Below are 26,312 nucleotides of genomic sequence, written 5' to 3' on the forward strand. Positions count from 1 at the left end.
AAAAACCAAAACTCACTTACCCTTCATTTCCCAATAAAGAACAATGGCATCGGGTTCAAATAAATTATACTTCGAGCTGCTTTGGGAAATGACAAGTGTGTTGTCATTTAAAGCCTGATCTGGTGCAAGTTTTACGTTAAAAAATAAGTATTCATTTTTTAAATTAATTTCAATATCCGCATGCTCATGTTTTCGTTCATAACCTAAACTTCGTTTTTCAATCATAAAATGATATTCATTTTTTTCACAAATAAGAGAAGCATGAAGCCATTCCATTAATTGAGCATCTGAAACTCGTGCAGGTTTTTTAAGGGCAATTTTGTAAATTGAGGAGCTTTGTTTAGGAAGCTTTAAATAATACAAATTATCTTTTTTGGTAAATAAATATAACTTATATTTTTCTGAAATTTCTTTATTTAAAATTTCATTCATGAAATCCATAATTGAAGTAAAATATTCTTCAATATTTAAATATTTAAACTCAGGCAATTTAGGTAGATTAATATTTGGGTTAATTGAAATAACATTTGCAAATATTTTATTCAAAATTAAATAAAAATCTTTTGGTAAAATTTGATCTTCATTTAAAACCTGTTCCATCATGTTTAATGAATTTGATAGATGCTTAATTTTTATAAAATGGTCATGGTATTTTTTTGGATTAAGCTCACTTTTATTATCTTCAATATCTTTTTTGATCATTAAAAATTTATTATTGATAAGTTCCATTGAACTTTCTAATTTTGCAATAATTTTTTGATCGGATTTTATATTAAATACAGGAGGCTTGTAATCATCTAATTCCAAGCCATTTTTACTTAATTTTAATTTAGCTATTGGCAAAAATCCACAATTAGAGGGAGTGGTATTTGCAACAACAAGATTGATATTTTTTTCTATCGTATAAATACTATTTTCTGAATTTATACATTCTCTAATAAAGTGCTTTTGATTTGGTGATTGATATTCTAAATTACCAGAAATAAGATTATAATCATTAATTGTGATAAAAATATAAGCGCCATCATTTTCTAATGGATCTAAAGTTTTTATATCTATTGAGTAAAATAAAAGGTTTGTTGCTTTATGGTAATATTCGGAGCCGTTTGAAAAAATACATTCAATTTCAGAGATTTTAAAAATACCTTTTCTTTGAGCATTTTTGTCAATTTCAAATTTAATAATTCCAAAGTTTTCTGGTTTTAATAAGTTATAACGCATTTCATTTAAAAGTTCAGATTGTTTAAATAATTTAAATACAGATTTTTCAGTAATTGTATCGGAGTTTTCTATTTTTATAAGTTTTGGTAAAGATAAAGTATTTGCTATCATATCTGTTTCCTTTAGTAATAATAGATACAAATCTAATATAAATTAAGACTTGTAACTTTATTATCATTTAGCATTTTTTAAAAAATAAAGAAAAGAGATTAGAAAAAAATTAAAGCACGCCCATTTTTAGTTGAAAACGCCCAGGATCAAATTCAAATTTAGGTTCTTGAACTTGAACATCTATATAAGAAGTTGTTTCATCTATATCCATTTTAATTTGAATTAAATTTTTAATAAGTAAATTCAAACGCTCCAGCTCTTCTTCAGGATTTTTTAACCAATCTATTGAATAAATTTTTTCAATATTCCATCCATTTTCTATTAGCTTTTTGTCCCTCATATCAATTTTGTCGCCAAAGTGTTGAGAGGAATGCATAATACACTCGTCGCATTCGATACCTAGTACAAAATAATTTTCGCGATAAGGATGAAGAACAACTAGATCGAGATAGATGTTATTATGGCCAAACATTTCTATAACATTATAGCCCAAGTTTGTTAACTTTGTTTTTACAAATTGTGAGAACTCACTAGGCTTATAGCCATCTAATGCATTTTTTGGCTTAAAAGATTTTATAATATTTAAAGCTTTTTCATAGTTTTTTTCCGACAAAGATTTTGTAAACTTTAAAAATCTTCCTAAAATGCACATATTATAATTTTCTGTATAATATTTATCGTTTGTTTCCATTAAATACAAAGGTATAGTATTTATTACAATTAATTTATTTTTAACAGAAGAAATTAAGTTATTTATTAATATATTCGAATTATTATCACGGTATATTTTTAAAGTTTCAGAATAATCAATTTTATTTTGGAAAAAGATAGATCCTGTTGAAAATAAAACAGTATCAAATTTTTCATTTCCAATACTTTTTATATCTTTTATTACAATTTTTGTTTCTAAATCAAAGTTTTCTTTTCCATAAAGACGAGACACTAGCAAATTCCATTTTTGATTTTGTTTTAACTTCATATTTAAAATTTCTTTGTAAAACAAAGACTGTTCAATACTTGTAGTAATAATTGCATATGATTTTATTGGAAACAAGTTTATTTCATTTAAGAGAGTCTCTAAAACAAAATCAGATTCATAAAAACTTTCATTTTTAATAGATATATTTTTTATTGTATTTAAATCATAAAATTCAATTTCACTTCCTGATAAAAACTTATAAGGAGATGGGATTATTTTTAATTCACCTAAATAAAATGCATAATTAGCAAATGAAAGTAAAGACTCATTAAATTCACCTGTAGCATTTTTAAATATTGTAGAAGAAGATTTTTTTTCTATGTAATATTTTATATCTTTACTTTGATAGTTAAGATCTTTACTCATATTATATAAGATTAATGAGCCTAAATTATTATTATTATTTTTTATCATTAATAATTTTTTAGACCTGTAAATCGAAGGTATAATTCGATCCAAATTTAACTTAGAGTCATCGTCAATAATTAACAAATCAAACATTTCATTTGCTAAAGGAATGAGGTTACTTACATCCTTTGGATTTAATAACCAACAAGATTTCATTTTTAAAAACAATTGAATTTCATCGGGCAAAAGTTTAGGAGAAGATTCTTCAGTTAGTTTTTTAATTAAATTATGATATAGCTTATGATCTTTAACATTTTTAAAGTTTTCATTCGTCTTATAATTAAAATAATCATTTAAATTAAATTTCACATATTCATCTATCTCATTTAGATCTGAAAATAAAGAACGAATGGTTTCACGTCCATAATTTTTAATGGCTGGATTATAAGACAAAAGATCACTAAACCAACCTAAAATTACAGTAGAATAAACAATATCTTTCCATTTAGATTTATGGTGTGACAAAGATTCTATGATGTCGATATCCAAATTTACTAAATTATATTTATCTTGTAAATTACAAACAATTTTATTATATTGATGCATAAAGTCTATATCATCAATTCTATCAATCATAACATTTATAAAACTCAACTTTTTTTCAGTAGAATTTAATTGTATTTTATCAAGCTGTATATAATTAGATAATTTATTCCATTCTTTATTTATATTTTGATCACATTCTTCAATTTGATTAATAGTTTCTGAAATTTCTTTGATTAATTGAATTACATTTTTATAACTATAGAATGACTGAATTGCTTCTTGATAATGCTTTTCAGTTAATGTTTGTTTTGCGTCTTTAAAAAGATCATAAATATTTTCAATGTCTATTTGAATTTTGTAAATATAATTAATAATATATTCATGATTATTACTTTCTAAATAAATATTACATCTTATTTTTGATACAATATGCATTAATTCTTCAAAACAATCTATATATTTTAAATAATGTTCAAATTGCTTATTAGTTCCATCCCACTTTAAGCAAAGCTTTTTAATTAAAGCTCTATTCACCCAATATTTTTTAGTAAAATATTTTGAAAAGCTATTTTCATTTTTAATATATTCTTCTAAGTCTTTAATTAATTTAGGAGCAGTACCTTCTTTTATAGATTGATAACCTAATTTATAATCTTCCATATCAATTAATATTCTTTGCATATTGATAGAGATAGATTTTAAATTATCAATATAAATAATTTGATTTTCCCATAAATTCTTATAGTCGTATGAAATATCTAATTTACCAGAATTTCTAGACATAAAAATTGAGTATTGATTTAAATTTTCTTCTAACTGATTTTGAATTACATGTTGATTTATTTTATATTGTAAGTAATTCTTTTTGCCTTTTAAATTATGAATATTATTTTTTATATTAATTAATTCATCAAATAATATTTTATTTTTTAAAGTGACTTCTAACTTATATTTCCAAGGGCTATCTAAATTATTATTTAATCTTATATAAAAATACTGTATTCCATTAATTTCTTCTAAAATATTAGATAATTTCTCCCATTCAATAAAACCGAATTTTTGATAAATATTTGAGTCATATAAATCTTTATTTGCTAGAAATGTTTTGTGTATAATTTCTAAATTTGTTAAACCACTCTTTAAATGCTTTTCCTGCAATATTTTAATATATTCATTTATATCAAATCTTACTTGATTTATTTTATGCAAATTATTTTTAAAATTATTTTCACTAAAATCAATATTTTCAAAACTTTTAAAATTAAATATCTGATCATAAATTTCATATTTATTGCTATTTAATGATTTTGGAAGTTTAGCAATTTTATTAAATATACCTTTAGACTCCAATTCCGATCTAATATATTCAAATATTTTATTATTTTCAGAAACAAACAAAACACTTTTATTTGTTATTGTGTATTTCACCATTATATTTAATATTGAATTATATTTTTCTACACCAGTAGGAAAAGAAGCTATTACAGATTCATTATTATCTATTTGTTCCAATAAATTCTGTGTATAAGAATCAAATTTATATGGAAATAAGCTAAATTTATCTTTTTGACTTTCATAATTTAAAAATTCAAAATCTTCTTTAGTTTTAATTGTAAATAATTTTGAAATCAAATTATTATTATCTAAATTTTTAATTATATTATTATAATCTTTATATAATGTTAAATTATCATTCTCCATAAAATCAATAAACATAAAATCATAAATTAAAAATTGATTTAAATTATTATCTTCTTGACTGTTAATATCATACTTGTACTTTAAAAACTGAACATCAATATTATGGTTGGTTAAATTTTCAACCAAATAGTGCAGAGCATAATTAGCAGAAGAAAATTCCTTTTCTTTTTCCAAATTAATATTAAAAAAATGCTCAAGATAATAAACTAAAATTTCGTTTAATAAGAAAGTTTTACTTTGAAATTTTATATAAAACTTATTTTCTTTATTTCTCTTTAAATAAATTGGTATTTTAAATACAGGCGCATTTGTTACATTAAATTGACTTTTCCAGGACAAAAAAGGTCCTAATAAATAAAGACAAGGAGCATCAAATTCATGTTCATAGTTATCACTTATGTAATTGAACTTTTTTAATTTTTGATATAATGCAGAGCTTATCAAACTTTCATTTTCTTGTATTGATATATAGACATTTAAATCTAGTTTTTGTGAATTAAATAGAAGATCAAACTCTTTAGAACTCCATCTTAATATTTGATTTGAAGTAGGATCACTTGAAATACCAGATCCACCCATAGATTCTTCAAAAGATAAATTAATCGTAGTTTCGTCATTAGTCTTAAAAAATATTGACTTATTTTTAAGCGTAAATCCCTCTAAGGAATCTCTACTTTTTAAAAGCTGTCTTTTTAATTGAATATTATTCATGATCTTCTCTTATTTAGCAAGACATTATAAAGTAACCACTTTTATAATGAAGTTGCTTTTTAGATTTTTTTTTTACTTCTTACAATCAACTGACATTTATATTTATAAAATGAACCAGAAATACAAAAAAAATAGATTAACATCTAATCCGATTAGAAGTTAATCTATATATAATAATTATATCTTTATTTTTACAAGATATTTTTTTAAAAAAATATCTTTTCAGGTTATTTTACTCAAAAAGATATTTTTTGTGGCAATACATTTAAAAAACAGAAGCTTGTACTTGTGAAATATGACGTTTATTCAATAAGAACATAGCAAGTCTGGATTGCCCAATTCCGCCACCTAAAGATAGAGGTAATTCTCCCTTTTCTAACATGGAGTGAAATAAAAATTGCAATCTTGATTCTTGTCCCGTTAGAGACAGTTGTTTTAATAATGCGTCCCTATCAACACGAATTCCCATAGAAGATAATTCAAAAGAAAACTCTAATTGTGGATGCCAAACTAATATATCACCATTTAATCCTTTAAATTTTTCTGATGTTTCTGTTGTCCAATCATCGTAATCAGGTGCTCTACCATCATGTGGTTGGCCATTTTTAAGTTTCCCACCAATACCAATTAAAAAAACAGCTCCGTGCTTTTTACAAATTTCCCTTTCTCGATCATAAGGGCTTAAATGTGGATAAAGATCTAATAATTCTTCAGAATGAATAAAGGTAATTTTTTCTGGTAAAATAGGTCTAAAGTCAGAAAATTTTTCTGAAAGTTCCATTTCAGTTTCTTTAATAGATTTATATATTTTTTCGACCGTTTCTTTTAAAAACGATAAATTTCTTTGCTCTTTACTTATCGTAATTTCCCAATCCCATTGATCTACGTAAGCTGAATGAGTGGGATCAATTTTATCGGAAGGACGAATTGCTCTCATATCAGTATATAAACCTTCTCCAACTGGAAAATCATATATTTTAAGCATCATTCTTTTCCACTTAGCTAATGATTGAACAACTTCTATTGTCTTTAATTCACTATATTCTGGAATTTTAAATGATACTGGGCTCTCTATTCCATTTAAATCATCATTTATTCCTGTTCCTTTTTCGACAAATAGTGGAGCAGAAACTTTTAATAAAGATAAGGAGTCTGAAAGTTTTTGGGGAAAAAAAGTTTTCACAAAATGAATTTGTTTTTCAACTTTTTTTAACTCACTAGCTGAAACAACTTGTGATTCACAAGATAATACACATATAGACATAATACACCTCAAATTATGATTTGTTGTTGGTACATAAGTACAGAAAGAATAAGTAAACATATGTCTAGAATTAGTTTATTTAAAAATCTGTAAATAAATTTTAATTATGAAATTTTTATTTTGAATTAATTATTATTATTTGGATTGATATTATTAGAATTGCAATTATTAGAGGAGGTATAAATAGAAGAAGATATTGAAATAGAAACACAACATGGTGTTTCATAAACTTTCTTAGTAATAAAAATACCTGTTTTCATTGCAACACACCTTTTTTTAGTGTTAATTTTACCTGTAACAGAACAATAGTAATTGATCAAAATATTACTGTCAATTATTTTTTTAAATTAACAAATAATTTATTTTTCTATTGTTTTAAATTTCATTGAAAATTTTGTAAATTCCGATTGAAGGTCTAAGCTTAAAACGCCATGATTCCTTTCAACAAATTGATATGATTGAGTTAATCCGAGACCCGTTTTTTTAAAATCTTTCGTAGTATAGAATGGTTCAAATATACTCGCCCTCTTATCTAGTGGAATGCCTTCTCCATTATCCATTACAGAAAGTGTAATGTAATTGTCATCTTCATTTTTTAGAGAAATCTTTATCCAAGGGTTTTCTATATTGTCTGTTGCTTCAATAGAATTATGGATCAAATTCACTAATGCTTTGTATATTTCTTCTTTTTTTACATTTACAAACTTTTCATTTTCTTCAAGCTCAATTGAATAAGGAATATTTAATGACTTTAATTCATACTGACAAAATTTTATGGCCATATCAATAATTTCAGAAAGCTTACAATCAATCTTAATTAACTCTACTCCTTGTAGAGATAATCCTTGTAACTTCGAAACAATTTTTGTAATTTTTAAAGTCTTTTTTTTCATTTCTTGAATTTTGCTCATTGATTTTTCAAAATTAACTTTTTCAAATGAGTCTTGATGACCTAAAAAAGAATCAATACATAATAAAATATATGTTAATGGATTATTTATTTCATGAGCGATTGCTCCAGCAATCCTAGCTAAACTTTTTGTATTATTATTAACAAAAAGTTCATATTGCTTATGCCTATCATAAGTCTCATCAATTAGTGCGCCTATATACCCAGTAAACTCATTTTTTTCATTATATCTTACAATTCCATTAACTTTAAACCATTTAAATTCCCCAGATTTTGTGACTGAAACTACTTCAATATTTTTATAGGAATTTTTTTTACTCATTATTGCTCTAAATTGAATTTTTAATTCATTAGGAGCATTTTTTGCGAAAAGATCATCTATTTTTTTTAGTTTAATTTCATCTTTTTTATATCCAAGTTTTTCATATATATTATTAGAAATAAAAACAATCTCGCCAAATTGATTTGTTTGCCAAAAACAATCAAATGTAACTTCAAGCAATTCTTTAAATTTAGATTCTAAAATCAATGATTCTTTTTTTATTTTAACTTTATCCAATAATATTTTTTCAAATTTTTTGTTTATTAAAAATATAATTATATAAATTTCTGTTAAAAAAGAGAATAACACAATAATTCCTATAGTTAAATTTATTTTATTTAGATAAAAATAACTGAACAAATAAGAGCAAATAAAAATCGTGGTTAATATTTTTGGGACTAAATACAAATTTAATTTGTATAATTTTGAAGTCAAAGAATAAATAAATCCTATTAAGATAATACTAAAGTATGATATTATTAAAATAGGTGATAAGTAAATTGAATATTTATAGTTATAAAAATTTAATATTAAAACAAAAACTGGAAATATAATATAATAATAAAAAACATTACTCATTTTTTTACTATGATTTTTTGTATTCATTTTTTTGTTCAAAAATAATGTTGAACAAATTACAAAAAAAGATAAAGACATTGAAAAACTAAATTTTTTAAGCAAATCTATTTCAAACCATAAATATTTATCACCAACTCCAGTAATTGTAATTACAAAAAATAAAATTGAAAATATGTAAATAAAAGAAAAGAAATAAAATTTATTTTTTAAATAAAGAAACAAGTTTAAAGAATAAAATAATAGAGAAATTAAAATTCCACTAAACACTAATACAGCTAAGTCTATCAACGTTAGCTGATTGGTATAAGGAATTATTATACTCATATCTTTTATCTCAAACATTTAAAATTTTTCTACCTCTCTTTCAGAGCTATCCTATTGTTTCGTAAGTATTTTAATTTTCTTTATATTTTTTTTCCAAAATTAGCCTTTAAATTTTCAATTTATTTCCGATAGTATCTAAGAATTTATGTTTTTAAAGTTCTTTATTTTTAAATACTTGGGAGTAGTATGCCGTCCGTATTAATTGTTGACGACGAACCTATGATTCTTAAATTTTTATCCTTTAAATACCAAAAAGAAGGATATGAGACTTTAACTGCAAATAATGGTAAAGATGCGCTAGTCATTTGTAAACAAAATTCACCAGATGTCATCATTACAGATATGAAAATGCCAGAATCCACTGGAATGCAGTTCTTGGAAGATTTAAAAAACTTTAGCAATTATAATCCCATTATTGTTTGCATGACTGCCTATGCTGATTTAACCTTACAAGATGCCTATGAAATGGGTGGTTATGCTTTATTTAACAAACCCTTTTTAGTTTCTGATATTTTAGGAGCTACTAGAAAATTTTTAAAAGATAAAGAAATTCACTTAGAGCAAAAAGCAGAAGATACAAATCTTGTTCCAAATGAACAAGTTGCCCTTATTTCTGAGCTTTCTGCTGGAATCATACATAATATAAATAATCATATTGCTTATATATCTGGATCCTCTTATTTATTAAAAAAACACCTCGAAGAAGAATTAATTAACAATCCAGAAGATGAAGCAATGAGAAGTTCATTAAAGTATGCGGATAAAATTCAATCTCATTCAGAAATGATATCTAAAATTATTAAAAGCATAAAAATGCTTGCATATCCTAATAACTTGCAATTAAAAAATGAAAAATATAAACTTTTACCAATTTTAGAAAATACTAAATTTTTAATGGAAGACACATTAAAAATAAATGATATCAGATTAAATATCAATTGCGATGAAAATATAGAAGTAATTTCTTCACCTGAGCTATTAATACAGGTATTTATTAATTTAATAAAAAACTCTTATGAATCTATTATATCAAAAAATTTGAGCGAAAGATGGATAAATATTGAGAGTAAAATTAATAATAATAAATTAGAAATATCAATAACAGATAGTGGTAAAGGGATTGATAAAGAAATAATACCTAGACTTATGCAACCATACTATACTACAAAATATAGAGAAAAAGGAATTGGACTGGGATTAAGTATTTCTAAAAGATTAGTAGAATTTCATAATGGCTCCATTCGTTTTGATGAAACATCAGAAAATACAAAGTTTGTTATTTCATTCAATGCAGAATGATTATTATAAACTTCATTTTTCCAATACCAATATCCAATAACGAGAGATTTTAAACGCTGAATCCATTGATAAACAATTTCAATTTCTTCTTTATTTGAATAATTTTTTAGTTCATATTCATATTCATTTATTTTTTCAATTTCTTTGTTATGAGAAATTATTAAATAATTTAGGTTTTCACTAATACTTAAATTAATATTCTCTTCTTTTAATAAGTAAAATATAGAATTTATCAAAATATTTATTTTATTTATTGAAGATCTCATTTTACAATATAAATCTAAGTTTTTAAAGTTTTCAGATAATTCATTATCTAAAAGCAACTCAACAAAATCAATGAAAGGATCAAAACTTGAAATAAAATTTTTACTTAAAATTGAGTTATTTTCTAAATTATTTAAGATCTCTAATTTATTTAAACTTTCTTTATTTAATATATAATTATAATTTTTTATATTTAATTTAAAATTTTGAAACCAATTTAAACTTGAATATTTTTTTAAATCCATAATAAATTGATTAAATTTATCAACTAAACTATTTTCTTCATATTCGTTTGAGTTTGTTTCATTTAATATATTTAAAATTTCTATTTGAAAATAAGTATCAAGGTCTTTTAATTTTTCGTTAAAAATAATATAAAAACTAGCAAATTTAGAAAAACATTTTAAATATTTATAAGAACAATTTGGAAATATATATGATGATAATATCCAAGGTGATAAAGCAATTAACTTTTGATTAACATTCTTATCATCATTAAATTTAATATTTTCGACCCATTCTAAGTTCTCATTTGACAAGGCATCCATATAAGAATTTATAGTAAAAGAAAACGGTATTTTAATATTTTCATCTATTTTCTTAAAAAGAGAAGTTGATTTAGTTTTCATTTTATTTCTCTTTATTTTTTTGCCTTTTAATCCTCATCTTTTTCTCTGAGTTTTTCTAACACAGAAAAATCTTCTAAAGTAGTCGTATCTCCTTTAATTACTCCCGTAGTCGCCAATTCTCTTAAAAGCCTTCTCATAATTTTACCACTCCGTGTTTTTGGTAAGGCTTCCGTAAAGCGAATATCATCAGGTCTAGCTAAAGTTCCAATTTCTTTTACAATAAACTTTGAAATATCTTCTTTCAAATGAGAATTTACTTTTTCTGATTTTTTTAAAGTAATAAAAGCAACAATTCCTTGTCCTTTAATGGGATCGGGTCTTCCTACTACCGCGCATTCCGCAATACTAGGATGGTGAACAGCAGCACTTTCTATTTCCATTGTACCAAGTCGATGTCCACTTACATTAATGACATCATCAACTCTTCCCATTATCCAAAAATAACCTTCTTTATCTTGATGAGCCCCATCTCCAGTAAAGTAATGGCCTTCAATTTCTTTCCAATATGTTTTTTTATAACGATCATGATCACCATATATGGTTCTAGCCATATATGGCCAAGGATTTTTTATGCATAAATAACCGCCCTCGTTCCCTTTTGCTTTTGTACCATCTTTTTTTAAGATAACAGGCTCTATTCCAAAAAAAGGATTTGTTGCGCTACCAGGTTTTGTTGCCATTATTCCAGGAAAAGGAGCTATCATGGCTGCTCCTGTTTCTGTTTGCCACCAAGTATCTACGATAGGACACTTTTTCTTACCAATGACTTCATTATACCAAATCCAGGCTTCAGGATTTATAGGCTCACCAACCGTTCCAAGTAGTCTTAAACTAGATAAATCATGTTTTAATGGGTATTCATTTCCAAGTCGTATAAAGGAACGAATAGCCGTTGGCGCTGTATATAACGTTGTTACTTTATGATCTGATATCATTTTCCAAAATCTATCTGGCTCTGGAAAAGTAGGAGCTCCTTCATACATGAATACGGTTGCTCCATTGCTCAGAGGCCCATAAACAACGTAACTATGTCCTGTTATCCATCCCACATCTGCAGTACACCAATAAATATCTGTTTCTTTAATATCAAATAAATATTTTGTTGTTACGGTAGCTCCTAATAAATAACCCGCTGTTGTATGAAGTAATCCTTTTGGTTTGCCTGTTGTTCCGCTTGTATATAAAATAAATAAAGGATGCTCAGATGACAAAGGAATTGCTTCACATACTTTTGCTTGTTTAGCAGAATACTCATGCCACCATAAATCTCGTCCTGTTTTCATATTTACTTTTTCAGAAGTTCTTTTAACAACAATTACATTTTTTATTGTGGAGGTTTCTAAAAGCGCTTCATCAGCCATTTCTTTCATTTTAACTACACTGCCTTTGCGAAATCCTCCATCAGCTGTAAATAAAATTTTACAACCTGAGTCTTGAATTCGATCTCTTAATGAATTGCTACTAAATCCACCAAATACAACAGTGTGAACAACACCAATTCTTGTACAAGCTAGCATTGCTATCATTGCTTCAGGAATTAAAGGCATATATATAGCCGCTTTATCTCCAGCTACTAATCCCAAACTTTTTAACATATTTGCACATATCATGACTTCCGAATAAAGCTGCTGATAAGTATATGTCTTAACGTCTCCTGGTTCTCCTTCCCAAATAAGTGCTGCTTTATTTTTTCTATCCGAATTTACATGTCTATCTAAACAATTATAAGAAATATTTAAAGTAGCACCAATAAACCATTCCGCTTTATAATCTTTCCATTTAAATACGCTTCGCCATTTTTTAAAAAAAACAAGATGAGTTGCAGCCATTTTTTCCCAGAATTTTTTTGGATCTTTAATTGAACTATTATACATTCTTTTATATGTATTATAATCTTTTAAAATATAATTTTCTGAAAATTTTTTATTTGGTAAAAATTTTCTATTTTCTTTTAATAAAGAATCAATTGAAACTTCTGCTAACTCATTATTTGCCATTATGCACCCCGACTTACGGTATTCCAAAATAGTTTTAATTTTTCTAAAGCACTTTCAAATTCTTTTTCAGATACAGACAATACAAAACGTGAATAATCTTGAATACCAGTCCATTCAGAACTATTAATTAAGAGTCCCGTTTTATAAAATAAAACCTCATGAATATTTTTACCATCAATAACTACATTAATTTCTTCATTATTTTTTTTGATTGTGATTTTCTTACCAATTAATTTTGTGGGCTTGGCTATAATAAATAAACCACCTTTAGAATCTAAAGGTTCCCAACCACAAATTGATAAAATATGACTTAATTTTTCAAAACGTTCTTGAAGAAATTCTTTTTGCTCGTTGTAATGATTTATCACATCATTATTTTGAGAATTTATTACTGAATAGATTTTTCTAGCTGCATATCGCATTGTATTTGGAATATAGTTATTAATTCCTCTTTCCATTGCGCTTTGTAATTGTTGATTTTCTGAATAGCCAAAACCAATTCTTAGACCACCTGAGGAAAGCTCTTTAGATAAACCTCCAAGTAATATAAATTTTAACTTTGAAGAATAGTTTTTTATAATTGATGAAATATCATATGTTTCATCAGATTTATGAAACTCTAGTTCAGAAAAAATAGTATCTAAAATTAAAACAGCATCATGTTTTTCAGCAACTTTAAAAATATCAATAAATTCTTGTTTTGAATATTTTGCTCCTGTCGGATTAACAATAGGCAAGTTTAAATAAATCCATACTTTTTTCTTTTGTTTTGATAAAATATCATTTAATTTTGTTGCTTGAATTTTAAATTGCTGATCAATAGTTGTTTTAAGTGATAAAACTTCAGAGCCAAAGAAAAGAGCTGTTGCTTCAAAATATCCATAATTTCCAGAAGGAATTAAGATAGGATTTTTATTTAATGAACAATATTCTGAAATTCCTGCAAATAAAGAAGAAACACCATTTGCTAAAAATATATCTTTATTTTGAATTGATTTAAATCCAAATCGTTTACTTAATGTATGAGCAATTTCACTTTCAGGATTATTTTCAGAATTTGAAATATTTTGTCTAACAAAACTTTCAAAAATAGCTGCTTTTACAAAATTTGGACTTGGAAAAGTATTTTCTCCATAATCTAATCTTACAACATTACTATCTATTACATGGTGAGAATTTTTTATTGCTGGGTGTTCAAATGCCTTTGCACAGTCTTTTGATAGCCCAGTAAATTTATTTAAAAAGCTAGAATCTTCTGTTATAGGTAATCTTAAAGATTGTGATGAACTTCTTTTATTATTTTTTACATGAAAACTTAATAAATCAAATAAAATAGTATTATAAAATTCTTGAAGAACCACTGAAGTTCTACTATATGTAAGTTCTGCGGCATTACATATTGCACTTAAAAAAGAATCATTTTCACTCAATAAAAAAGTAACTTCAACATCTGAGTACAATCTATTATGAATAAAACTACATATTAAACTTACATGCCTTGGTAATTGCTGGTCAGATAAATATTCAAAAATACCATTGCCTTTGGGATAACTTGAAAGATCAAAACCATTGCTAAAATCTATAATTAATCTTGTGCCATATTTTTCAGTTGTATCTATAAGTCTTTTAATTGAATCTTGGCCTTTAATCTCAAAATCACTCAAAGAGCACAATACAAATTCTGGAGATATTGTCGAAACAAGTTTACAAACCAATTCACATTGTTTTGGAGATTCAATCACAAATATATTATCATTATTTTGGGAAATATCTGCTTGTAACCATTCTGCAGGAAGGTCTTTACACAATTCTTTATCAACAATAGCTTTATGAATATCATAAATTGAAAAAATATTTTTTATAACTGCAACTCTTGATGGAGCAATCAAAACACTTTTTGCTGTTATTGGAACTCTCCAATACGTTCTAAAATATTCAGCAATATTTCTTCTAAATGAATTTTCTCCTCTAATATCTTCATAATCAAAAGCAGAAAAAGAATTTAATTTTTCTGATAATCGTGATAAAAAAGACAGCTTTTCTTCTACTAAAGATCTATCATTAAAAGTAAGATCAAGACCACTTCGAGCATCAGAATATTCATCTTTTTTTAATAGACGTAAAACTTTTTTCATTTTAAGACTATCACGCATTTCAGCATCTAAAACTTGTAAGGAATGAAAAATTCTTCCGCCATTTTGTGCATATGCATAAGCTGTACGTGCAGAAATAGAATCCGAGGAATTGGCACCCATATAAAATTCAAAACGATAAGCAGAATTTCTTTCAATTTCAACTAAAGGTTTTATTTCTGTATCAAAAGCCTGTTCTATTTTTGTTTGCCAAACAGTTGTTACTTTAAAACCACGCCTTGTTAATAATCTATCTAAAACAGCTTTACCTGGTCTTCCTCCTAAATTTAATATTATTTTTCCTGACGATTTCATAACTTCAATTGATTCTTCAACAGCACGAGCAATTAAACCCAAACCAAACTGGTCTTCAATGTAACCTTGTTTAGAACAGTAGTTACTTAATGCATATAAGGATTCATCTGTAACTGATTCAGGTAATATGTTTGGAATTAAACTAGAGTCAGGTGCTAAAACTTGAGGAATACAACCTATTACTTTATCTAATTTTATTTGATTCGTAATACAATATTCTAAAAGATCGGAATGATGAAATTGAACTCTTTCTAATATTGACTTACCTTCTGAATCTATATAAGCCTGTCCTGAATTATCAAGAGCATTTAAAAATAAGTTAATACGTGCACAAATAATTGCTTTCGGATTTATGTCGAGACCATATATTTGCTGAGGAGCTCCTCTTTTTGCTAATGCAATACTTATCCATCCATTTCCACAACCAAGTTCTGCAAGAACACGATGATGAAATTCGGAAGAAGGGTATCTTGCCAATCCTTCAAAAAAAGTAAATGACCAATCTTCAGGAGTGAAAATACTTGGCAATTGCAAAAGTAACAACGTATTTGGACTTGATTCATCTCCATCAGTAATTAATTTATCAATCGAAAAATGATATTTAAGAACAGCATCATGTCCAGATTCTAAATTTAAAAAATGTTGGTAAAGTTCCGTTAAAGCACAACGAGCCTTGACTCTTGTTGAAGGATCTTCTAAATATTTTAAAATTTCTTTTAAATTTTCGAATGTTTGATTAGTAGATTTTTTACAGCTACTGAGGAATGCATTTAAATCAAAATTCCATGCATTTTTTTTACCCTCTTTTTCAGATTTCATAAACTTTTCCTGTTAACTTTTTCTTCTAAATGTTTACCAATAATGGTTGCTAAAAAAACAGGTGGAAATAGAACAATTATCATAGGCAAAATAGCTCCACCTGCTATAAAATAAAATAACCGCCTTGTCATTGATGTTTCAATTGTAGGGCTTGAAAAACCTACTGGTAAATATTTATCTATTTTAATAAATAAAGACTGAACAATAGCTCCACTTAATACCCAATAAAATACAATTGCAAAGGAATAAAGTTCTAAAGGAAGATTAAGTTGCATTAAAGAATCAATTGAAAAAAGCATACTCAATAATAACCTCCATGTTAAGCCCGAATATACATTTATATTGTTATGCCATAGAGTAGCAATATTATCAAATTATCGCAACTAAACTGAATAAGGTAAGTTTTAAAATTTTTATTAAATATGAAATCAAAATTGTGACTAATAAAAAATATCTGTATAACTTTAATTTGGTAAAGCCTTACTAAAGGAATTTGGTAAAACGAATACTTTTAGTTTTTGAATTTAATCAATGAGGATATTATGAAAATATTGAGAGTCCCAAATTATTTATCTTTAACTATCATGATAAGTTCTTTACATTTAAATATATTTGCACAAAGTGATGGAAGACCTGAATATAAATCTCAAAAAGATTATTCCGAAGGAATTAGTCCTTTTTTAAATGCCCAAGCACGATCACTTTCCGCTCAAAGATTAACACCCTCTTCATATCCAGATGAAGCTGAAATTTTTTGCGGTTATGAGCAATGCGTTTTTGGATTAACAAGAGGACTTGTTATCGGAGGTGACGTATTTGGAATGGCTTATTCTCCACTTAGACAGTATTTTGATCCTAATTGGGTTGGTGGAAATATTTATATCATAGATGCCTTCGGTGGTTTTCAAATTCTTAGAGATGTTGATAATAAAATTTATATGAATGCACAAATTGGATATAGAAGAATTAATTACGATTATAATGGAATTAATTTAAATAGCCAAGGAATAACAACAAAAGTAAATTACTCACAAGTAATTACTCCCATTTATACACAAGGAATTTCATTTTCTGGTTTTTTTGCAGGAAATGCAACAACAAATGATCAACAAGATATAAGTAAAGATGCTCAAAATCACGGTAATTTTTCTAATTACGCTAGTTACTTTTACAGAGTTTCACAAAAATATCCTACCTATCAAGTTTCCTTACCAGCTAATATTGAATTTGCAAATTGGTCTGCACAGCAAACAGGCTTAAGTTCCCCAATTAGAACCTATGCACATTTAGAACCATTTTATATCCAAAATAATTTAAATTTTAATTATAATAATGTCTCTTTACAAAAAACGGAACAAAATTTTGGTATAAGGATTGCCGCAACGGGATCATATGAATCTTCTGAAGGTACAAAAACAGGAAGATTTAGTTTACTTAGTAGTATTGGGTTTGATTTTGCAACAAGCACAATATCTACGACACAATCAGGTAACGCGGATGTTGATATTCCTGCGAGAAGATGGCTGTCACCTTATATCAATCTTGCTGGTAGCTGGCAATTTTAATAAGAAACGTCCAAATGCTTGAAAGAATATTAGCAATATGACAACCTTGTATATTACGACATTGCGCAAATCTAAGGAAAACCGCTTTCGGAAAACCAACTTATGCAAAGGTTGTTTTTTAGGCTAAAGTGTACAAGAAAGGGTACCATATATGACAATTTCTAATCTCTCCATTCATAACTCATTTGAAGGTAAAACAATTTTAATTATTGGAGGGAGTGGATTTATTAGCAAGGTCTGGATCTCTATGCTACTAGAATATATTCCTAAAATAAAAAAAGTTTATGTTCTTATTCGTCCAGATAAAGGTAAAAATGCTTTTACCCGCTTTGATGAAATATATTCTAACTCTCCTGTTTTTAAAAACTTGCATCAAATTTATGGAAACAGTCTTTCTAAAGTTAAAAAACTTGAAGTTGTTTCTGGAAATATCTGCTCCGAATATCTTGGCTTAAATAAACAAATTGAAGAAAAATTATGCAATGAACTTGATCTTGTTGTTAACTTTGCCGCTGATTTAAGATTTATTGCCCCTTTAGATCAAATGCTAAAAACGAATTCTGAAAGCACATTAAAAATTGCTGACTTTATATTATCTACAAAACATGCAAAACTTTTACATATATCTACTTGTTATGTAGCAGGAATGGCAGATGGTATTGTGTCTGAGCAAATATTAAAAGACGTTTCTCCTAACGGAACAAAATTTTCCGCAGAAGATGAATTAAAAGGCGGTTTACAAGAATCACTTGGAGCACGCTCACGCAATGCAAATGATAGAGAACTCATCAAAATAGGTGCTATCCGTGCTGAAAGATTAGGTTGGCCAAATACATATACTTATTCAAAAGCCCTAGGAGAATCTTTATTATCTAAAAAACTTCCTGAAAATAGATTATGTATATTTAGACCAAGCATAGTAGAATCTGCTGAAAAATATCCTTTTCCTGGTTGGAATGAAGATTTTAATGGAACAGCCCCTTTTATACAAATGCTAAGCTCAAGATATAGACTACTTGTTGCAAAACCAAATCATAATTTAGATATAATACCTGTAGATTATGTTGCAAAAGGATTAACTATTGCTGCATCTGCATTATTAATAAATAAACATGCGCAAGTTTACCAAAGTTCAACTTCCTCTGTAAATCCACTTTCCGTCGAACATGCATCTTATTTTGTTTTTAATTTCTTTAAAAAAGATGCTCAAAAATCATTAAGTCACATGTTACTTCCTAATCCAAGACCAAAATTCATTACACCAAAGCATATTTTATCAGGCTCTAGTATTACAAAATATGAAAAGTCAGTATCCTTTGTTTTTGATTTAATTAAACTTGATAAAAATTCTGCAAGATTAATATCTAAAATGGGGATTGAAAAAGTAATTACTACAATTAAAAGAAAAGCAAGAACAATTGATACAATTATGAAAGTATATAAACCATTTATCTATGATTATAATTATACTTTTAAGTCTGATAATTTACTAAATCATAAAGTTGTAGAAGAAGAATTTTCATACACACCTACTGATATTAAATGGGATAAGTATTGGAATGAAATTCATATTCCAGGATTAAAACAATGGTGCTTACCGCAATTAAAGGCATTAACAAGTGGTAAAAAAAATGCCCCATAAAATAACTAAATTGTTAAGAGTTTTTTTGTAATTTCCATTGTTTCCATGTTCCTTTATAGCCATTATTGTAATCTTTAGAAAATTTGTAAAATTCTTTTAAAAATTCGAGTCTATTTAAAGATAGGCTTGAATTTCTGGATCTTTTAACATCTAATAAGTTATAATTTGGCTTAACATCAGATTGTCTCTGAATAATATCATTGAACGAAACTAAATGTGCATTAAATAACATATCAAACATAGCAAGAAATGTTGTTGTACGACCCTTTCCTCCCCTGCAATGAAAATGAAGCCAAGTATCTTCTTTTAAAGTTTTAACAAATGATAAAAATTCATCTACATCTTCATCTGATGGCATGGAATGATCTGTAACTGTCAAACGAAAATAACCAATTTGATTTTTACTGGCCAATTCATCTTCTCGAGATATTTCATTGATTTCCAACTTAATTAAATCATTAAAATTAAAGTTTTCGTTTTTATAGTTTTTAGAAGTAGGAATGGCAATATAATCTTGAAACAAAAGCTCATTCAATCTAACAGATTCATCTATCAAAATATTATTTTTAGATTTACCAATATTCGCCCAATTAAAAGGAGCCGTCCATGTCACAGGATTTCCATTAATAAAACCATGAGACTCTTGTCTTAAATCAACTAATATAAGATTTTTAGACGTATTTTGAATAATCCAGTTTAATTGATTTTCTGAAAACTGAGCACTTCCAGATGCTTTTAATTTATTTAAACCTTTTATATTATTTTTAGATACTTTTTCAATCATTTGCATTGTTCTAAAATTCTTTAATTCACCTTTTTCATTAATGCTATCTATAACTAAAGTTGGTTCTTTATTATTTTGGTTTGTATAACCAGGTAAATGAATTGCACTTGATAATTTACAAATGTTTTCTTTTTTTCCATTATTTAAATTCACAAAATAAAGTATTTTATTTTTATAAAAATTATATACTTTTCTATCTGTATATTTATCTAATTTTTTATAATTTCTAAAATAATCAGCCCAATAAAACTCCCCATAATTACCAAAAGTTGATAATGAAGAATCAAAACAAAATTTAGATTTATCGTCTTCAATATAGGCTACAAGCGATCTATATGGATCGTTTGTTAATTCTAAAAATTTAGTTGGTAATTTATTTGAAGACTTAATAATTCCTTTATCTTTTAAATAAACATTATTATTTGCAATCATTGTATTCCAAAAAACATTCTTATCTAATTTAGGATCATCTAACATAAAATTATTTTCAACTTTTACAAGAATAGTAAAGTTTATTGATTTCTCATTTGCTATTCTTTCGACTAATTTCACTCTATGATGGCCGTCTGTAAGAAAAAATCCAGACTCAGCCTTTGGACCAATCACAACATTCAAAGGCTTAGAGCACAAAAGCTCCTGCAATGAACTCGTGTTATTTCGAAATTTTTCGCTTAATTTTATTACATAATCTTGCCCATAATTAAATTGAGTTGGCTTTAGATCTAGCAAATTAAGCGAACATATTTGATTTTCAGGAGTATTATTGCTGCATTTTGGGTAATTGATTTCAGTTTTAGTTGTTGGGTTGATACATTTGCTTTGAATATAATATGAAAAAATCTCTTTATCAGAGACACTTGACTTACAACTTACAAATATTATTACAATAACAAAAAAAACACAATTTTTAAAGTATTTCTTTAAATATTTAAACATTTACATTTACCTCTTACAGCCAAACACCAAGTATTTAATATATACCAAAAACATAATAAATAAACAATGAATTCATAATTTTTGTAAATAAAAAAATAAAATAATAACAACAAGTATTAATTTTTTTGGATATCAAATTGATACTTATAAAAATTTTTGGATCAATAAAGCTAAATTAAATTTTCAATTTCTAGTATTTACTCATTTTAACGATTCAAATATCATAAATGATACGAAAAAGAGGGAGGGTCTTAAAAATATGCTTGATCAAGAGAATGCAAAAATAACTTCAGAAGTCATTGGTATAAAAGAAAAGAAAAAAAATAAAAGTTCCATATTCGTAAATTATACCAACCAACGACTTCTTTTTCAAAGAACGTTTAGTTTTCTAGTTTTAATACCGTTTTGTTATACAATTATTTTTATATTTAAGTTTATTATGGGCTATAAAATAGAAAATATTAAAAGCATTCGCAATCAATTTAAATCGATTCTTAAAAATAAAAAACCATTAGTTATTTGTGCAAATCATCTTACATTTATTGATTCATGTTTAATTATTTGGGCATTAGCACCAAATTATTGGTATCAATTTAATTATAAATATTTTTCTTGGAACTTACCTGCAGGAGATTTTTTTGGTAAAAAATGGTATTATAGAGTCATTGCTTTTTTAGCTAAATGTATTTTCATACACAGAGATGCTTCTGCAAGTCATCATAATGAAATTTTAAACATATGTAAAAATCTCTTACTAAAAGGAGAAATCATAACTATTTTTCCAGAAGGAAAAAGAAGTCGGACAGGAAGATTTGAGGAAACTCAAATGACTTATGGAGTTGGAAAAATCATTCAAAATATTCCTAATTGCAGGGTTCTTTGTATTTATGTTAGAGGCGATAAACAAGAAACCTATTCCAACTATCCACTTAAAAATTCATCCTTTTATATTTCCATGAATCTTGTTACTCCTAAAACTGAATTATCTGGGCGCGAAGGATGCTCTGAGATTGTTCATCAAATTGCAAGTGTTATTAAAACTCAAGAAAATGATTATTTTTTTGAAAGAAAAGCTGGAGTAATTGAAAGACATGAAAATATCGGAAATAATCAAATCGAAACCAAAAATAATTGAAACCGAGAAAAAACCAATTGCCTTAGTTACGGGAGCATCAAGTGGAATTGGTTATTCCTTTACTTGTCTTTTAGCAAGTAAAGGTTATGACGTGATCGCAATAGCAAGAGACCATCAACGTCTTTATGAATTAGAAAATAAATTATTAACTAAATTTAATGCAAAAATTTATGTTCTTCCTTTAGATTTATCAATAAATAATTCGGTTGATAAAATAGCTGAATTTTTAAAAAAAGAAAATTTAATGGTTGATGTTTTAATTAATAATGCTGGATTTGGAGTTCACGGAGCTTTTCACGAAACAGAACTTCAAAAAGAATTAAATATGGTAAATTTACAAATACAATCTACCCTTTCTTTAACAAAGTTAGTTTTACCATATATGCAAGAAAGACGCTCTGGTTTTATACTAAATGTAGGTTCAGTGTATTCATTTAGCCCAGTACCATTCCAATCCGTTTATGGCGGATGTAAATCATTTTTACTTTCATTTGGAACATCTCTAGCTCATGAAAATAAAAAGTACAAAATTAACGTAACAACTCTTTGCCCTGGCATTACACAAACAGAATTTAGAATTCGCTCTAATATAGGTAAAAATATAAATTCAATTAAGCATAAAAAAACCTCTGGCATGAGTGCAGATCTTGTAGCTGAACAAGGCTATAAAGCGCTCATGAGAGGTGATTTAATATGTATTCCTGGATTAACTAATCGTATTTTCGTTCAAATTGCGACTCACTTGCCCACTTCTCTTTTTAGCTCTGCTCTTACTTTGGTGAACAGCTTCAGGGGCGTCAATTCCAAAAACTCCTAATCTCATTTCTTCTTCAACTGGTAATACTTTTCCAGGATTACAAATATTTTTAGGATCTAAAACATCTTTTACTGCCTTTAATGCTTTTAATCCTGTAGCTGAAACTTCTGTTTCCATCCATGGAGAGTGTTCATAACCAACCGCATGATGATGCGTTAATGTTGCTCCATTCTTTAGAAAAGTATCTGTGATTAGTTTTTTGTAACCATAATACTGTTCCATTTCTTTATTAGGATTTTGTTTTGTTGCATAAGTAAAATATAAACAAGCTCCTGTATGATATGTATGAGATATATGGCATCCAATATAACCCGTTCCTGTTCCGTTATCTTCTTCAGCAAAACGTTTTTTCATTTCTTCAATTGTTTTATGATAAACGTTCAATAGTTTTGACCATACAGCAGCTGTTTCAGCAACATCAACCATAACTGCATAATCCATCATATAATCACGCAAGTAGGGAATATTAAATTTATCTTTTGACCATGTTTTACCAACACTTTTCCCTAATGAAAAGGCTCTATGTTTCTTTAATATTTTAACAGCTTCCTGACTAATAACTTGAGTATTTTTTAAATCACCTTCAAAACCAACAATCATGATACAAGGCTTTTGATACCCTGTAGCTAATAGAAATTTTTTTACTTGCTTTTGAATGAGTGCTTCAAATCCTTTTTTAGGAGATTTCATATTAAAAGCCAATTGAGATTCAAATTCATCTTGTAAACGAATCATGCTTGGAATCCAATTTTTATCAATGCACTCTTTAATTGCTTCCACCCCTTTTTCAAAAGAAGGAAACAAAAAGCCACGATAATCTTTAACTTCAGGTGATTTATGAATTCTCATTGTTGCTTCAGTAATAACACCAAGTATTCCTTCCGAGCCAACAATAAATCGATTTAAATCGGGACCTGCACTTGAAGCTGGTGTTGTTCTTGTAATAACGGTTCCAGTAGGTGTTACCATTTTTAAAGAAACAAGCATGTCTTCTATTTTTCCGTAAGCATCGGATTGCATACCTGCAGAACGTGTTGCAAGCCAACCCCCCAAAGTAGAAAATTCAAATGAATCTGGATAATGTCCTAAAGACCAACCTTTTTCACATAATTGACTTTCTAAAATAGGACCTAATGCGCCAGCTTGAATTATGGCAGTCTGAGACTGTGTATCAATTGAAATTACTTTGTCCATTTGCTTCATGTCTAAAGAAACAATACAACGCATTCCTTTTGCAGTCATAGTTTGATCACGAGGATCGACTCCACCAACAATATTTGTCCCTCCACCAAATGGAATGACGCACACATTATGAGCTTGAGCAGATTTCATAATAAATTCGACATCGTCATGAGTATGGGGATAAATAATGATATCTGGAGCTTTTTTTATAATACCTTTACGAGCATAAAAAAGATCTGCATAAGATTTTCCATATGCGTGCTCTAATCTTTCGTCGTCTGAAGTATAAATTTGATTTGCTTCTAGTTTACTTGTTATTTCAGATAAAAATTCTTGATTTATATTTGCTTCAGGAAGGATCACTTGCTCTCTTGAAACAGGCTCAGATATTTTATTTTTATCTTGTAACGCTAAAATGTTGCATACCCAAGACCATAAATTTGGTTTATCTTCCATTGGAAATGTTTTTTGAGGATCACCCCAACCCCACCACTTCATCATAAAATGTATCTCCATTTATTTATAGATTCAGACTAATAAAGTTGACTGTAAAAAATCGCAAATTAATCAAAAAAAGTCAACCGAGTATATTAAATTGTATTTATTGTGCAGGCATTAATTCAATTTCTTGAATTTTTTTAATTGCTTTTTGATTATTAGGATCTAATGTAAGAATATATTCACATAATTTTTTTGATTTTTCAAATTCTTTCATTTCAAAAAAACAAAGTGCTTTATTAAATAAAACTTTTGTATCAGATGGGTATGCTTTTATTGCTGAATTATAATAGCGAAGAGCTTCTTCATATTTATTTAAATCTTTTAAGCAAATACCCATTAAATTTATCAAACTTCGATTATTAGGATCTTGAATTAAAGCTTTTTCAAAATACAATGAAGCTTTTTCTAACTTTTTTTGATAAAATAATGTTCTGCCATATTGCTCGTATATATTTGTATAAACAACACCACCAGAAGTTGCTGTTTCCAAAAAACCTTCTGCTTCTTTAAATCTTTGTTGCTCAATTAGTAAATTTGTTATTTTTTCATACCTTAATGGATTATTTGGACTTAAAGAAACAGCCTGTTTAAAAAACTTTATTGCTTCTTCTATTTTATTCATCGCCATATATATTCGACCCATTTCATCAAAAGATTGAACATATAATCCATTTTTTTCGATCGCTTGTTTACATAAATTTTCTGCTTTTACATAATTTTTTAATGCGCGATAACATGTTGCCAATCCTATTCTTGCACGACAAGAATTAGGAGATTTTCTTAAAAGCCCTTCATATTTTATTAAGGCAATACTTATTTCCCCTTTTTTTAAATATGATTTTGCCTCTTGAAAATAGGATTCAATATTATTTGGATCATTATAATTATACATACAACTTGGAATTTTTTGAGCCAAAGACTGAAATGAAAACGGTTTTTTTAAAAATCCATCAATTTCGTATTCTGCTAATAAAGCAATATCTTCTCTTGTAGCATTGCTACTTATCATTAAAAATGCAGTACGATTTATATCACTCGCATCACGAATTTCTTTTAATAATTCTATTCCATTAATAACCGGCATTTCTAGTTCACAAATAACAAAATTAATACTTTTAGTTCTTAAATTTTCTAATGCAATCATTGAAGATGGAGCTTGACTCACAAATTTAAAACCAAGTGATTTTAACCCTGCAGCCATTACGTTACGAAAAGAATCACTTTCATCTATTATAAGAAATGATAAATCGTCAGGAAGCTCAAGTACTAGAGACATAAT

17 protein-coding genes are annotated in these 26,312 nt (G+C 27.0%); 5 read left to right on the forward strand and 12 right to left on the reverse strand.

The window, feature by feature from the left end; all coding sequences use genetic code 11:
* Window positions 1-12 precede the first annotated feature (12 nt).
* The 5 genes from tssK to GCL60_RS07200 all read right to left on the reverse strand — a co-directional run bounded on the left by tssK (window position 13) and on the right by GCL60_RS07200 (window position 9,034).
* Window positions 13-1,332, reverse strand: a complete 1,320-nt coding sequence (gene tssK, locus GCL60_RS07185; protein WP_153419672.1) for a type VI secretion system baseplate subunit TssK — start codon at window positions 1,330-1,332, stop codon at window positions 13-15.
* Between the two features lie 109 nt (window positions 1,333-1,441).
* Entirely contained in the window at window positions 1,442-5,617 is a 4,176-nt protein-coding gene (locus GCL60_RS07190) for a hypothetical protein (protein ID WP_153419674.1), read from the reverse strand.
* A 265-nt stretch (window positions 5,618-5,882) separates the two neighbouring features.
* Entirely contained in the window at window positions 5,883-6,881 is a 999-nt protein-coding gene (gene asnA, locus GCL60_RS07195; RefSeq protein ID WP_153419676.1) for an aspartate--ammonia ligase, read from the reverse strand.
* Window positions 6,882-7,006: 125 nt separating this feature from the next.
* Window positions 7,007-7,141: a hypothetical protein gene (locus tag GCL60_RS17445; protein ID WP_272914811.1), complete on the reverse strand. Its 135-nt coding sequence runs from the start codon at window positions 7,139-7,141 to the stop codon at window positions 7,007-7,009.
* Between the two features lie 99 nt (window positions 7,142-7,240).
* The gene (locus tag GCL60_RS07200; protein WP_153419678.1) at window positions 7,241-9,034 is read right to left on the reverse strand and encodes an ATP-binding protein; all 1,794 of its coding nucleotides are present in this window, start codon (window positions 9,032-9,034) and stop codon (window positions 7,241-7,243) included.
* A 168-nt stretch (window positions 9,035-9,202) separates the two neighbouring features.
* On the opposite strand from GCL60_RS07200, the gene GCL60_RS07205 reads away from it, so the two are divergent.
* Complete coding sequence (locus tag GCL60_RS07205) at window positions 9,203-10,315, forward strand: hybrid sensor histidine kinase/response regulator (protein WP_153419680.1); 1,113 nt, start codon at window positions 9,203-9,205, stop codon at window positions 10,313-10,315.
* Here GCL60_RS07205 and GCL60_RS07210 read toward each other — a convergent pair.
* Genes GCL60_RS07210 through GCL60_RS07225 form a run of 4 tightly spaced genes read right to left on the reverse strand, consistent with a single transcriptional unit; the run spans window position 10,243 to window position 16,776 of the window.
* A complete protein-coding gene (locus GCL60_RS07210; protein ID WP_153419681.1) occupies window positions 10,243-11,208 on the reverse strand; it encodes a hypothetical protein in 966 nt (321 codons plus the stop codon). The genes GCL60_RS07205 and GCL60_RS07210 overlap by 73 nt on opposite strands.
* 26 nt (window positions 11,209-11,234) lie before the next feature.
* Complete coding sequence (gene acs / locus GCL60_RS07215; RefSeq protein ID WP_153419683.1) at window positions 11,235-13,205, reverse strand: acetate--CoA ligase; 1,971 nt, start codon at window positions 13,203-13,205, stop codon at window positions 11,235-11,237.
* The gene (locus tag GCL60_RS07220) at window positions 13,205-16,471 is read right to left on the reverse strand and encodes an aminotransferase class I/II-fold pyridoxal phosphate-dependent enzyme (RefSeq protein ID WP_153419685.1); all 3,267 of its coding nucleotides are present in this window, start codon (window positions 16,469-16,471) and stop codon (window positions 13,205-13,207) included. Before GCL60_RS07220 ends, acs begins: the two co-directional genes overlap by 1 nt.
* The gene (locus tag GCL60_RS07225; protein ID WP_161998116.1) at window positions 16,468-16,776 is read right to left on the reverse strand and encodes a hypothetical protein; all 309 of its coding nucleotides are present in this window, start codon (window positions 16,774-16,776) and stop codon (window positions 16,468-16,470) included. The genes GCL60_RS07220 and GCL60_RS07225 overlap by 4 nt, the downstream gene beginning before the upstream one ends.
* Before the next feature lie 237 nt (window positions 16,777-17,013).
* Between GCL60_RS07225 and GCL60_RS07230 the strand changes: the two genes are divergently transcribed.
* Both GCL60_RS07230 and GCL60_RS07235 read left to right on the forward strand, forming a co-directional pair.
* On the forward strand, window positions 17,014-18,036 hold the full coding sequence (locus tag GCL60_RS07230; protein WP_153419689.1) for a hypothetical protein: 1,023 nt from the start codon (window positions 17,014-17,016) through the stop codon (window positions 18,034-18,036).
* A 151-nt stretch (window positions 18,037-18,187) separates the two neighbouring features.
* Window positions 18,188-19,678, forward strand: coding sequence for an SDR family oxidoreductase (locus tag GCL60_RS07235; protein WP_153419691.1), 1,491 nt, complete (start codon window positions 18,188-18,190; stop codon window positions 19,676-19,678).
* Between the two features lie 13 nt (window positions 19,679-19,691).
* Here the strand turns inward: GCL60_RS07235 and GCL60_RS07240 are convergent, their stop codons facing one another.
* The gene (locus GCL60_RS07240) at window positions 19,692-21,398 is read right to left on the reverse strand and encodes a ParB-like protein (protein ID WP_153419693.1); all 1,707 of its coding nucleotides are present in this window, start codon (window positions 21,396-21,398) and stop codon (window positions 19,692-19,694) included.
* A 259-nt stretch (window positions 21,399-21,657) separates the two neighbouring features.
* Between GCL60_RS07240 and GCL60_RS07245 the strand changes: the two genes are divergently transcribed.
* A complete protein-coding gene (locus GCL60_RS07245) occupies window positions 21,658-22,533 on the forward strand; it encodes a lysophospholipid acyltransferase family protein (protein WP_153419695.1) in 876 nt (291 codons plus the stop codon).
* Window positions 22,490-23,350 (forward strand): SDR family NAD(P)-dependent oxidoreductase, encoded by an 861-nt coding sequence (locus GCL60_RS07250; RefSeq protein WP_153419698.1) that lies wholly within the window; start codon window positions 22,490-22,492, stop codon window positions 23,348-23,350. The genes GCL60_RS07245 and GCL60_RS07250 overlap by 44 nt, the downstream gene beginning before the upstream one ends.
* Here the strand turns inward: GCL60_RS07250 and GCL60_RS07255 are convergent.
* Both GCL60_RS07255 and GCL60_RS07260 read right to left on the reverse strand, forming a co-directional pair.
* Window positions 23,240-25,033 (reverse strand): FAD-binding oxidoreductase, encoded by a 1,794-nt coding sequence (locus tag GCL60_RS07255; protein WP_161998117.1) that lies wholly within the window; start codon window positions 25,031-25,033, stop codon window positions 23,240-23,242. The two genes, GCL60_RS07250 and GCL60_RS07255, sit on opposite strands and share 111 nt — an antisense overlap.
* A gap of 100 nt (window positions 25,034-25,133) precedes the next feature.
* Window positions 25,134-26,309 (reverse strand): tetratricopeptide repeat protein, encoded by a 1,176-nt coding sequence (locus GCL60_RS07260; RefSeq protein WP_153419703.1) that lies wholly within the window; start codon window positions 26,307-26,309, stop codon window positions 25,134-25,136.
* Between the last annotated feature and the right edge of the window lie 3 nt (window positions 26,310-26,312).

It is taken from the genome of Silvanigrella paludirubra (assembly GCF_009208775.1).
GTDB classification, from domain to species: domain Bacteria; phylum Bdellovibrionota_B; class Oligoflexia; order Silvanigrellales; family Silvanigrellaceae; genus Silvanigrella; species Silvanigrella paludirubra.

What these genes read in the sequence shown, in the direction of transcription:
- GCL60_RS07210 (WP_153419681.1), bottom strand. Translation starts at nt 11,208, where the DNA reads ATGAAAACTAAATCAACTTCTCTTTTTAAGAAAATAGATGAAAATATT.
- GCL60_RS07205 (WP_153419680.1), top strand. Translation starts at nt 9,203, where the DNA reads ATGCCGTCCGTATTAATTGTTGACGACGAACCTATGATTCTTAAATTT.
- tssK (WP_153419672.1), bottom strand. Translation starts at nt 1,332, where the DNA reads ATGATAGCAAATACTTTATCTTTACCAAAACTTATAAAAATAGAAAAC.
- GCL60_RS07245 (WP_153419695.1), top strand. Translation starts at nt 21,658, where the DNA reads ATGCTTGATCAAGAGAATGCAAAAATAACTTCAGAAGTCATTGGTATA.
- GCL60_RS07230 (WP_153419689.1), top strand. Translation starts at nt 17,014, where the DNA reads ATGAAAATATTGAGAGTCCCAAATTATTTATCTTTAACTATCATGATA.
- GCL60_RS07240 (WP_153419693.1), bottom strand. Translation starts at nt 21,398, where the DNA reads ATGTTTAAATATTTAAAGAAATACTTTAAAAATTGTGTTTTTTTTGTT.
- GCL60_RS07235 (WP_153419691.1), top strand. Translation starts at nt 18,188, where the DNA reads ATGACAATTTCTAATCTCTCCATTCATAACTCATTTGAAGGTAAAACA.
- asnA (WP_153419676.1), bottom strand. Translation starts at nt 6,881, where the DNA reads ATGTCTATATGTGTATTATCTTGTGAATCACAAGTTGTTTCAGCTAGT.
- GCL60_RS07200 (WP_153419678.1), bottom strand. Translation starts at nt 9,034, where the DNA reads ATGTTTGAGATAAAAGATATGAGTATAATAATTCCTTATACCAATCAG.
- GCL60_RS07250 (WP_153419698.1), top strand. Translation starts at nt 22,490, where the DNA reads ATGAAAATATCGGAAATAATCAAATCGAAACCAAAAATAATTGAAACC.
- GCL60_RS07190 (WP_153419674.1), bottom strand. Translation starts at nt 5,617, where the DNA reads ATGAATAATATTCAATTAAAAAGACAGCTTTTAAAAAGTAGAGATTCC.
- GCL60_RS07220 (WP_153419685.1), bottom strand. Translation starts at nt 16,471, where the DNA reads ATGAAATCTGAAAAAGAGGGTAAAAAAAATGCATGGAATTTTGATTTA.
- acs (WP_153419683.1), bottom strand. Translation starts at nt 13,205, where the DNA reads ATGGCAAATAATGAGTTAGCAGAAGTTTCAATTGATTCTTTATTAAAA.
- GCL60_RS07255 (WP_161998117.1), bottom strand. Translation starts at nt 25,033, where the DNA reads ATGATGAAGTGGTGGGGTTGGGGTGATCCTCAAAAAACATTTCCAATG.
- GCL60_RS07260 (WP_153419703.1), bottom strand. Translation starts at nt 26,309, where the DNA reads ATGTCTCTAGTACTTGAGCTTCCTGACGATTTATCATTTCTTATAATA.
- GCL60_RS17445 (WP_272914811.1), bottom strand. Translation starts at nt 7,141, where the DNA reads ATGAAAACAGGTATTTTTATTACTAAGAAAGTTTATGAAACACCATGT.